The sequence below is a fragment of the Chamaesiphon sp. OTE_75_metabat_556 genome (genome assembly GCF_031378165.1).
GTDB lineage: Bacteria > Cyanobacteriota > Cyanobacteriia > Cyanobacteriales > Chamaesiphonaceae > Chamaesiphon.
Window position 1 is genome coordinate 1 of record NZ_JANNDR010000041.1, and the last position, 11,269, is coordinate 11,269.

10 protein-coding genes and 1 pseudogene are annotated in these 11,269 nt (G+C 47.7%); 6 read left to right on the forward strand and 5 right to left on the reverse strand.

Annotated features, from left to right (window positions below):
• The first annotated feature begins 1 nt into the window (after position 1).
• From RMO27_RS02040 to RMO27_RS02050, 3 genes are all read left to right on the forward strand, one after another.
• The gene (locus RMO27_RS02040; RefSeq protein ID WP_309728602.1) at positions 2-451 is read left to right on the forward strand and encodes an N-acetyltransferase family protein; all 450 of its coding nucleotides are present in this window, start codon (positions 2-4) and stop codon (positions 449-451) included.
• A 33-nt stretch (positions 452-484) separates the two neighbouring features.
• Positions 485-1,174, forward strand: a complete 690-nt coding sequence (locus RMO27_RS02045) for a hypothetical protein (protein ID WP_309728603.1) — start codon at positions 485-487, stop codon at positions 1,172-1,174.
• 604 nt (positions 1,175-1,778) lie between these two features.
• Positions 1,779-2,492: a hypothetical protein gene (locus RMO27_RS02050; protein ID WP_309728604.1), complete on the forward strand. Its 714-nt coding sequence runs from the start codon at positions 1,779-1,781 to the stop codon at positions 2,490-2,492.
• A gap of 176 nt (positions 2,493-2,668) precedes the next feature.
• Here RMO27_RS02050 and RMO27_RS02055 read toward each other — a convergent pair whose 3' ends face one another.
• Positions 2,669-3,604 (reverse strand): ribonuclease Z, encoded by a 936-nt coding sequence (locus tag RMO27_RS02055; RefSeq protein WP_309728605.1) that lies wholly within the window; start codon positions 3,602-3,604, stop codon positions 2,669-2,671.
• A gap of 190 nt (positions 3,605-3,794) precedes the next feature.
• Here RMO27_RS02055 and RMO27_RS02060 point away from each other — a divergent pair, with 190 nt between their 5' ends.
• Positions 3,795-4,442: a biopolymer transporter ExbD gene (locus tag RMO27_RS02060; protein WP_309728606.1), complete on the forward strand. Its 648-nt coding sequence runs from the start codon at positions 3,795-3,797 to the stop codon at positions 4,440-4,442.
• Between the two features lie 161 nt (positions 4,443-4,603).
• Here the strand turns inward: RMO27_RS02060 and gatA are convergent, their stop codons facing one another.
• The 4 genes from gatA to RMO27_RS02080 all read right to left on the reverse strand — a co-directional run bounded on the left by gatA (position 4,604) and on the right by RMO27_RS02080 (position 8,790).
• Positions 4,604-6,055, reverse strand: a complete 1,452-nt coding sequence (gene gatA / locus RMO27_RS02065; RefSeq protein ID WP_309728607.1) for an Asp-tRNA(Asn)/Glu-tRNA(Gln) amidotransferase subunit GatA — start codon at positions 6,053-6,055, stop codon at positions 4,604-4,606.
• 230 nt (positions 6,056-6,285) lie between these two features.
• Positions 6,286-7,134 (reverse strand): metallophosphoesterase, encoded by an 849-nt coding sequence (locus tag RMO27_RS02070; RefSeq protein WP_309728608.1) that lies wholly within the window; start codon positions 7,132-7,134, stop codon positions 6,286-6,288.
• A 56-nt stretch (positions 7,135-7,190) separates the two neighbouring features.
• Entirely contained in the window at positions 7,191-8,273 is a 1,083-nt protein-coding gene (locus RMO27_RS02075) for a PIN/TRAM domain-containing protein (RefSeq protein WP_309728609.1), read from the reverse strand.
• A gap of 214 nt (positions 8,274-8,487) precedes the next feature.
• Entirely contained in the window at positions 8,488-8,790 is a 303-nt protein-coding gene (locus RMO27_RS02080) for a DUF3288 family protein (protein ID WP_309728610.1), read from the reverse strand.
• 95 nt (positions 8,791-8,885) lie between these two features.
• On the opposite strand from RMO27_RS02080, the pseudogene RMO27_RS02085 reads away from it, so the two are divergent.
• Both RMO27_RS02085 and RMO27_RS02090 read left to right on the forward strand, forming a co-directional pair.
• Positions 8,886-10,287: pseudogene (locus tag RMO27_RS02085) on the forward strand (cation:proton antiporter).
• A gap of 210 nt (positions 10,288-10,497) precedes the next feature.
• The gene (locus RMO27_RS02090; protein WP_309728611.1) at positions 10,498-11,079 is read left to right on the forward strand and encodes a pentapeptide repeat-containing protein; all 582 of its coding nucleotides are present in this window, start codon (positions 10,498-10,500) and stop codon (positions 11,077-11,079) included.
• Positions 11,080-11,269: the final 190 nt, after the last annotated feature.

The window sequence follows — 11,269 nt, forward strand, 5'->3', positions numbered from 1 at the left end:
AATTATTGAGATCTACAATACCTCGATTCCCGGACGGATGGCGACTGCCGATCTCGAACCAGTGACTGTCGCCAGCCGGATGGAGTGGTTTAGCGCGCATAATCCAGAGCGGCGACCCTTGTGGGTGTTAGAAGTAGACGAGAGCATCGCTGCCTGGTTTAGTTTTCGATCCTTTTATGGCCGCGATGCTTACCGACATACCGCAGAGGTGAGCGTCTATGTTTGCCCCACTTGCCATCACAAACAATTGGGCACTCAACTATTGCTCAAAGCGATCGATCGCGCACCGAATTTGGATCTTAAAACCTTAGTAGCATTTATCTTCGCTCACAATCAACCGAGCCTCAAGTTGTTCGAGAAGCATGGCTTTATACAATGGGGCTACTTACCCCAAATTGCCGAACTCAACGGGATTGATCGAGATTTGGTAATTTTGGGTAGACAAGTCTAAACTACAATAAGTATCCCAACTCACCCCTATAGAATGACTGCTGTTAGCCCAGAACCGATTCTTCGCCGCAAACAACATGCCTTAGACGTGCAAGATCTTGAAGGACTGTTGCACATTCAGATTCAGTTTAGAGACTTCAAACTATTTTCCGGCTTTTATACTCGTATCGACCAAGTATTTCTCTTATGGGGGCTGATTACCTCAATCGTGTTTTTGACAGCCCAATTTCTGAACCTGAATTGGCAGGATCAAGCTGTTGCTTGGTCGATCTTGACCCTGATTGGTGCTTGGGGTACCTACCATTTGGCCTGGTACTGGGTAAGTGTCGAACGACTGCGCTGGGTGGTCTATGTCTGGGTTGCTTTGATGCTGGGTGGAGTGATTTTGACCAATTGGGGTCTGTTTGGTGGTGGCTGGGTGTTATTGCCCCATCTGTGCCGATTGTGGCTGGGATTGAGCGCAATCGGCTATGGAATTACTGCCTGGGGATTGCGATCGCGGGCATTATTAACCAGCGGGTTGGTGCATTTAGGCGCGATCGCGCTGTTACCTTATCTCCCAGCTTGGCAATTCCTATTTACCGGATTAATTACCGCAGGTAGTTTATTCCTTTTGGCCGAGGTGCAATGGGATATGCAATCTACTACTAAAGCACAATTATTGACACTCGAACAAAAGCAATTTAATCTCCGCCAAAGCGAACTCAGGCAGCTAGAAAGCTAAGCCGTTTTCATAGTTCACATGCTATAATATCCATAAGGAGATGTGACAAACCTCATCCAAACGGACGATTTTAGCAGCTAGGAAATTAGCTAATATTTAAATATGAAAGGAGTAATTATTGTGATTGCTAATTTCATACAAGCTATCACGGTTACTTTCACGATCTATTCAGCTAGATTCAGATCCAATGCACTGAATGGGGGTTATGTCGCAGTGACCCAGTATTGCCCATCGTAGGAGAGCGACGGTAGAAGGGCAAGCAGTGTAGAAAGTAACGAGCAATATGTCATCTTAACTGCACCCAGTAATAGATCGAACATCCATTTAGTGTAGAGTTTCTGTCGCTTCCTCTACTTTGTTTCTACTAACGGGGAACTAAACTTCCCACCAGAGCGATCGAAAGTAGGAAATAAATGGATGTATTTCATTGCCGGATAAAAGTGCAATAGTTTCGTTCTCAGGCATTAAGATTGTTGGTGAATTACAACTGTAGATCGATTACCTACAGTGCGCTATGCGAACAAAATCGCCAAAAAATAAAACTAGTTTGGGTAGCGATTGGGGCAAGGTGATATTATGGCTCAGGTCAATATATCTACCATCCATGTTGAATATCCGAAAAGGTTGTTGGGGACTGCTGGGCGTAATCGCGATCGGTACGTTTGAGCCAGTTGTCTGGGCGGCGATCCCCGAAAACCAGCCTATTGTCAGTGTCACGCCCAAGTTATTAGCTGCCGAGCCGAGCTTTGCCAGTATTCTCAGCGGCAATAGTCTTCCCACCTCCATCAAGCTCAAAGATTTGACTCTCGAATGGCGCGCGATGAGTACCAATGGTCAAGTAGAGATTGGTAACTTTCAAACCCTAGTGAGTTTGTTTGGTGGCGGCTCGTTTGCGAATAACTATTACACCAAAGGCCAAACCGTTACCGTTGGTTCCGAGACATATATTGTGGCGTATAGTTTGCTATCCTTACCGGAAAAAATTTCGCCAGAGTCTCCTTTGAATCTATCCCTCCTCAACCTGAAAACGATCGGGAGCATGAGCAATATTCGCAACTTTGAAACGATAGCCGAAACTAAAGTTTTAGAAGCACAGCTCGCCAGCCTCCAAATCGCGAATATCTTTGGTGGTAGTAAGCCTGGAGCCGAAGAAAAGCCCGCAGAATCTCCAGCAGCAGAGCCGGAGGTCAGACCAGCAGCAGTTCAACCTCGATCGACAATTCGGCGGAAGCGGTTCCGTTCCAATCGTAAATATCGCCGCAGACAAATCAGAAGGAATACTAGCAGAACGATGTTGAATTCACGCGAGGGTAGGTAAAGTTGGGAGTTGGGAGTTAAGAACAAGCCGCTGTCATTTATTGTCCTAACGCATGATTTGAAAGTTTTATGAAGGTCATGCTTGTATCTGTTCTTCAATACTGGGCATCAGTGCAGTCTGTGATGCCTGCTTGCGTTGTGCTGACCTCCCGCATCGGCTTTGCCAACTCCCAACTCCTAACTAACCCGACGCGCTATTTCATGCGTCATCAAATCGTAAGCCATCTTGGTATTCGGAAAAATCGATCGAGCGGCTTGTAATAGATCGTCTAAGATGATCGGATTTCCTGGCGCGTACCGGGGGCTAAAATGCGTCAAAATTAGTTCCTTAGCTCCCGCACCCAGAGCCACCTGTGCAGCCATCGTCGAAGTAGAATGCAATCTATCAAAGGCCATATCAGCATCTTCATGGGCAAATGTAGACTCGTGAATCAATACATCCGCATCGACGGCGAGTTCGATCGAGTTTTCACAAAATACGGTATCGGTACAGTAGACAAACTTGCGCCCGATTTCGAGATCGCCACACAAGTCGCGTCCATTGATGACCCGCCCGTCAGCTAAGGTGACGACCTCCCCATTTTTTAAATTGCCATAAATCGGCCCAGAGGGAATACCTAATTCTTTAGCTTTTTCTAAATTAAATCGACCAGGCTTGTCGGTTTCACTGACGCGATAGCCATAGGCTGGTACCTTGTGCTTAAGCGGAATGCAAGTAACCGTAAAATCTGACTCCCGATGCACGACCCCTGGCTCGATCGTGTGGACCTTAATCGGGTAGTTAAAATGAGTATAGGAATACTTTTGACACGCCCGCAGATATTCATCCAACCCCTTGGGGCCATAAATATCGATCCGATCGGGACTACCTGCCATCCCATAAGTAGCCAACAATCCCATCAACCCAAAAATATGATCGCCGTGTAAATGCGTCACAAAAATGCGCCGAATCTGGCTGATTTTGACATCGCAACGTAACAATTGATGTTGGGTAGCTTCACCACAGTCGAACAGCCACACCTCCGCCCGTTGCGGCAGATTCAGCGCGATACTAGAAACATTGCGCGCCCTGGTGGGGACACCAGAAGATGTGCCGAGAAAGGTAATATGCACGTTATTTCGACTCTGATTCGCGAGCGGCTACACCAAAAAGTTGTTGGTGTAGCTCCAATTATAGAGGAAGAAATCAAGTTTCCAGTCAAGGGTAGACGATCGACAGTCTAAAATAGTAGGGTGATGAGATATAAAGAGAGCGCAGCTAATTACGATCGCCGACCCCCTACCCTCTACCCCTACCCTCTAGATGAAGATAAACTCTGACAATACCGAAGATCCTAGAATCGAGCTAGTACCGCTGATCGACGTTATTTTTTGCATTTTGACGTTTTTCTTATTAGCGGGGCTACAGGTCAACAAACAGCAGGCAATTAGCGTAGATATTCCCACTGCTACTAGTGGTACCCCCGCCGCTAGAGAACTATTGATGGTCACTCTCAATGATACCGGACAACTATTTCTAGAGCAGCAGCCGATGCTCGTACCCGGACAATTGGTCGAAGCAGTCAAACAGTATCGGCAAGCGCGCCCAAATAGCTCGATCGTCTTGTACGCTTCCAAACAAGTCAGTTATAACAAAGTCGTCGAAGTCCTCGATGCCCTCAGAGGCGTAGCTGGCGATCGCGTTGCCCTGGCGACTCTGCCATCCAATACGGTCGCGCCTACACCCCCAGTCATTCCCAATCCCACTGGATCTACGGCTCCCGCCAATCCCCAAGGTGTAACTCCGAGCATTACCCAACCAAATCCTGGCGTAGTCGCACCGACATCTGGCTCATCCGTCACACCGACGCAGATCGTTCCTACTACTACAATCCAACCGACCCCCACAGCGACAACACCAGCGATCGCACCTACCGTAACACCTAACCCAGTCCCTAGCAAATCACCTTAGTCTTCTAAAAATTTAGCAGATTCGATCGAGGACAACGCAATTCATGACTCGATCAACAAATCCCCACTGTTCCATGACTGGATGCATAAACAGGAGATCGAAATCGAGGCAGTAGGGGTAATTCATGAATTACCCCTACTGCCTCGATTTCGATCGTTACACTAGATGAATTGCGGCGATCGCTTGTGCCATTCGGTCGATCGTTCGTAGACATGGGCGACTTGGAGCAAGAGATCTTCTCGCAATACGTTGCTGAGTAACTGTAACCCGATCGGCATTCCCTTGTCGTCAAAGCCACAGGGGATACTAATTCCAGGCAAACCTGCTAGATTCACCGGAATTGTCATCAAGTCAGATAGATACATGCTCAAGGGGTCGGCTGTTTTTTCGCCAGCTTTAAAAGCTGTTGTCGGGGCGGTAGGGGTAATAAGAATATCAACCTGACTAAAAGCAGCTTCAAAGTCGGCTTTAATCAATGTCCGGACCTTTTGCGCCTTGAGATAGTAGGCATCGTAATAACCAGCCGACAGCGCATAGGTACCAAGCATGATCCGCCGTTTGACTTCCGCACCAAATCCAGCCGCTCTCGTCTGGGTATACATGGACATCAGATTGTCTGCTTCGGCTCTAAATCCATATTTGACACCATCATAGCGGGCGAGATTTGCCGATGCTTCAGATGGGGCGATCACATAGTAGGTGGGCAAGCCATAACGGAACCGAGGGCACGAAATCTCTCGAACTTCTGCACCCAGGGATCGGAAATGCTCGATCGCCTGACGCACAGATGCAGCGACTTGGGGATCTAAACCTTCACCAAAAGTTTCGGTAATCACACCGATTTTGAGACCCTTGGGTAAATCTGGGGTGAGTAATTGGGAGTACTTAGGAATCTCGATCTTGAGACTAGTAGAATCTTTGGGGTCGTAACCCGCGATCGCTTCGAGCAAGATTGCCGCATCTTCAACCGTTCGCGCAAATGGACCAATTTGATCGAGCGAAGACGCATAAGCCACCAGCCCGAATCGCGATACCAACCCATAGGTCGGCTTTAGCCCCACCACGCCACAAAAAGATGCTGGTTGCCGAATCGATCCACCTGTATCAGAACCGAGCGATACGACGCATTCTGAACCCGATACCGCTGCTGCCGACCCGCCGGAAGATCCACCTGGTACTCGCGCTAGATCCCAAGGGTTGGCGGTAACTTGATAAGCCGAATTTTCGGTCGAACTACCCATGGCAAATTCATCGAGGTTAGTTTTCCCCAGGGATACCGCGCCCAAGTCTTGCAACTTTTGGGTGACAGTAGACTCATAAGGCGGCACAAATCCCGCCAAAATTTTGGAACCGCAGGTGGTAGGAATCCCTTGGGTACACATATTATCTTTGAGCGCGATCGGAATCCCCGCCAGCAAGGGAATATCCTCACCTGCGGCGATTTTGGCATCTACCGATCGAGCTTGGGCGAGGGCTTGCGTCGGCGTGGTACACAAGAAACTCCGCAGCTTGGGTTCGAGTTGGGTGACTCGATCGATCGCTTCAGTGGCGATTTCTACTGCCGATCGTTGTTTGGTAACTAGCTGATGATGCAACTCGCGAATAGATGCCATAGGAGTGGATGGTGAATAGTGGATAGTGGATAGTGAAGAGATTAGAGATTAAAGGGCTTTGTGTCGAACATTGTCAAGTGTCAGTGTAAGTTCTCCGGCTGAGCAACAGAACTAGCAAGAATAGTTCCTAAACTTTTGGGCTATTTATGCAAGAGTGGCGGTTTAACATCAGTCTATAACAATTACCTTGTGACCTATCCACTATCCACTATCCCCTACCTTACCAGTCACTAGCTACTAGAGACTAGCTTAAACACGGAAATTTCTGGACGGCAATTAAATCGGACATAGAGTTTGATCGTGCCGATGCCGCGACTGGTGTACTGAACCATGTCTTTAACTTGATAGCGTCCTAAGGGATAGTTACGAGCCAATTCAGGTAGATAACTATCATAGAGGGGAATCCGAATTTGACCGCCATGGGAGTGTCCTGATAGTTGGAGTCCAAATCGGCCAGTTGCCGCAGTTTCGTCAGCGAAGTCCGGCTCATGGGCGAGCATAATCGCCGCTCCTGTGGCAGGTAATTGAGCCATGACGCGATCGAGTCGATCTTGTTGGGCAAAGACGTCACCCACGCCAGCGATATGTAATGTGGCTAGATCGCGGTGGATGGTGTAGACGGTATTTTCGAGGAGGACGATTCCAGCTTGTTTTATAGCCGTACGAATTGGTTCGGCATCATTAAAAACATCATGATTTCCCAAAACTGATACGGTGAGATCGCGAGGTGTTAATTTAGCTAGGGTGTCTAATAAATCGATATGTTGTCGGGGTTTGCGACTGACATGATCGCCAGTAATCACTACCAGATCTGGTTGTTGCGCGTTGACAAGTTCGACGACTCGTTCGAGATGAGCGCGAGAAACGCCGTCGCCAGCATGAAGATCGGTGATTTGGACGATCCGATAACCATCAAAAGCGCGATCTAATTTAGGGATCGCGATGTCTGTGTGTGTCACTTCCAGCCAGTTGGGTTCGATTTTATGAACGTAGACACTCAGCAAAAAGACGAGCGCACAGCCCACTAAGACAATTTTGATTGCTTGGGCTAGCAGGAATCTAAATTTGGGTAAACGCACAAAAATGATGTTTTAGGTTACTATTCCTCACTCCCAACTCTCAACTCCCAACTACTTTACGCCATCATTGAGGCATAAGGTCTGGCAAAAATCATTCTCCCTGCCGAGGTTTGCAGTGCTGAGGTGACAATAATTTGCAATCCGCCACTACCAACATACTTCCGACCTTCTTCAACTACTACCATTGTGCCATCCTCTAGATAACCAACTCCTTGAGCGGCTTCTTTACCATCTTTGACGATCTTGATTTCTAGGCAATCGCCAGGTAGATAGACAGGGCGCACGGCATGGGCGAGATCGTTGACATTTAAGACGGCAACTTCTTGGAGATTGGCAACCTTGCTGAGGTTGTAATCATTGGTGAGCAGGGTCGCATTAATTTCACTGGCAAAATGGACTAATTTGGCATCGACAGTAGCGATATCTTGATAATCGATCGGGTGAATGATAATCCGATCGGGAAACCCATCTTTCATCCGATTGAGAATATCCAAACCCCTGCGCCCCCGACTGCGTTTCAGATCGTTGGCGGCATCGGCGAGTGTCTGCAATTCCTGAATGATAAACTGGGGGACTAAAATTTGGCCTTCAACAAATCCGGTATTTAATAACTCTTCAATTCGCCCGTCGATGATACAACTAGTATCGATAACTTTCGGAGAAATCGCTTTGAGAGTACCTTCGGCGACTAACATTGTCTCAACGTTTTGGGGATTGATCAACCGCAGAAATGCACTCCCATGAGTATCCGCGAGGGTCACGCCCAAATAGCAAAACATCACACTGCCCAGGATGGCCAGTAAGGGTTTGAGAAATGAGAACTCCGGTGCGATCGGTAATAAGAACACTGGTGCTAGCATCAAATTCGCAATCAACAAACCGAGCACCAAACCGACAGCTCTAGTCAACAGGACATCGACAGGCAGCTCTCGCACCCTCACTTCCAGCCGCCGATAGGCAGTTTTGACCACAATCCCGAAGATACCGCCGAATAAGGCCGCAAACCCGGCTGAGACAATCCGCAAACCTTCTTGATTGGTGACTTGTGCCAGCATCTGGCTGGGTAAAATATCCACAATACCGTAGCCAATTCCTGCGGCTGCAAGAATTAGTAGCAGGATAATCGTAAAGTCAATCATGGGTAAGCGTCCGATCGAGTCGAGTTATGATGTAGATCTCTCTGTCGCCATTATATCTGGTGGCGTTCTGTTATTTAGCAGGGGTGAAGATACGGATAACCCAGCGTGGTAACTAAAAAAACGGACATCACTAGTAAATAATCCGGACAGAGTCGCTAAATTCTCGTCATAAAAATTTAACTACTGAAGATTTTTTATTTAAGAGCAAATAAATCTAGTTCCAATCTTCTTGCTCTTGATATTTTTTGGCTTTAACCTGATAAATCGGTTCTGTACTGTGTAATTCACGAGTTTTGGCAAATAATTGTTCCTCAGTCATGTGCCATTCGATCAAGAGTCGATCGAGATTGGCTTGAATATCGCTAGCTCCAGGAAAACCTTTATAGCGAATTCGCAATCTGGCGAGTTCGGCTAGTGCCATCGCTTCTTGCGGATCGCTCTCCAATAATCGATCGACAATCAGCCGATCGATTTTCTCTTGAGGATGTCGTTGGGGGAGTTTGCTTTGTTCTGGCATGTGTTAGAGGGTAGAGAGTAGAGGGTTTAGAATAGAAGACTTGACACTTGGTTGAGAATATTTTACTTCTAGAGATCTAGCTCATGCTCTCGTTCATGTCAAACTTGCAGGCTGCGCCAGCGTTTACATCTATTTTATCTACACCTCAAACCATCTTAGCGGTGGTGGGAGCTGAAAATGCGTCGATTTTGCTGACAGGCGTATTGCTGAGTTTGGTAATCATTTATCTGGCTAGCAAAATCGGGGCAGAGATTTCGCTAGCTCTCAAACTCCCGCCGGTTTTGGGCGAGCTAGTCGGTGGGATCGTCATTGGGGTATCAGCTCTACATGCGATCGTCTTTGCCGATAGTGGTTTACCTGCTACTGATGCGGGGGTGATGGTAGTTTTACAGTGGATTTATCAACTCTCGCCGACTGTAGCGACAACTGTATTTGAGTCTCAAAGCGAAGTCATCTCCGTCTTAGCCGAACTAGGAGTCATCATTCTGCTGTTTGAGATTGGGCTAGAGTCAGATTTGCGCCAATTCAGGCAAGTAGGAGCACAAGCGATCGTTGTCGCCTGTGTGGGTGTGGTAGCACCGTTTGCTGCTGGGACAGTGGGCTTGATGGCCATCTTTCATGTTGCGGCGATTCCAGCGATTTTTGCGGGGGGCAGCATTGACAGCTACTAGTATCGGCATTACCTCCAAAGTTTTAGCAGAAATCGGTCAACTCAAATCTACAGAAGGTCAAATTATTGTCGGAGCGGCTGTCATTGATGATGTGCTAGGGATTATTGTCTTGGCTGTGGTTGCCAGTCTCGCCAAAACCGGATCGGTTGATGTGAGTAATGTCCTATATCTAATTGTTAGCGCGACGGTTTTCCTCGTCGGGGCGGTGTTGTTAAGTGGATTATTCGATCGCGGATTTGTGACGATCGTCGAGTCATTAAAGACTCGTGGCAGTGTGGTCATTCCGGCATTTATCCTGGCTTTTTTCATGGCGTTTCTCAGTAATGCAATTCACTTAGAAGCGATTTTAGGGGCATTTGCGGCAGGACTAGTCTTGGATAAAACTGATGTGCGTAATGAATTAGATGAATTAGTCAAACCAGTTGCCGATCTGTTGGTGCCAATCTTTTTTGTCACCGTGGGTGCGAGAGCGGATTTGGGCGTATTAAATCCGGCCATTCCTGACAATCGAGCGGGATTGGCGATCGCGATCTTCCTGATTTTTGTAGCGATCGTGGGTAAGCTGATTACGGGCTGGGCGGTATTCGGAAAACCAAATATCAATCGTTGGGCGATTGGGGTGGGGATGATTCCCCGTGGTGAAGTGGGCTTGGTGTTTGCGGGTATTGGTGCGGCTAGTGGTGCGATCGATAAACCGCTGGAAGTGGCGATTATTTTGATGGTAATCGCGACCACATTTTTAGCTCCACCATTTTTGCGAGTTGCTTTCGATCGGTTCGCTAATCCCGATCTGCCAATCGATGATTCGACCCCAAAGAGCCAATAACGCGAGTTGTCAGAGTCAAGAGGGTGAGGGCGCAGCCTGGATTGCTATAAGTGAGACATTTGCGATTTTGTCTAGTCTTCGTTACAATAGTTAACAAGAGCTGCTAAAATAGGGCGACCATCACAGCAGCATCGACAGGCTGTCAATCTGGGGATAGAGCACCTAAAACTTTAAAGACGATCGCGCAATGTCTCCAGGAGAGAATCGACAATGAATACTGATGAATTACTCATAAAATATCGTAACGGAGAGCGAGAATTCAGTTCGACCAATCTAGCGGATGCTTGTCTGACGGAAAGATGTTTGGCCGCGATCGATCTGAGTCAATCACAACTGACCAATGCGAACTTGTCCGGCTCGAATTTACAGTGTGCCAACTTATCAGCCACCGTGTTAACTAGAGCCAATCTGTGGCGATCGAATTTGACTAGTGCGAGTCTAGTATCGGCAAATCTCAATCAAGCGAGATTGATTCGGGCGACTTTAATCGGGATCGATGGCGAGGGCGCATCGTTACAAAATACGGATTTGCGCTTGGCCAATCTCCAAGGCGCGAATCTGAGCCATGTCAATCTCGTCGGGGCTGACTTGCGCTATGCCGATCTGACTGGGGTAAATTTAACTGGGGCAAATTTGAGCAGAGCCAATCTCACGGGCGCGAATCTTTCCCAAGCGGATCTGCGCGGTGTAACCCTCAATCGGGCAATTTTTGATAATACGGATATTAGTGACGTTTCCTTGCTCGGTGTCGATCTCACTCAAGTCGATCTCCGTTATGCACTATTGAAATAACCAGATCTCGTTCGGCTGGGTGCCGCGATTTTCCAGGATTAGTGATCGGGGAATAATTTTTCACCCGTGCTGGGGTCGAAGATAAATAGCCAATCAGGTGTTAATTGAACTGCTAACTGCGTACCAAGTAGACTAGCACTACCGATATTGCCGACGCGCTCGGACCATTCTGGGTTAGCGAGGAGATTGA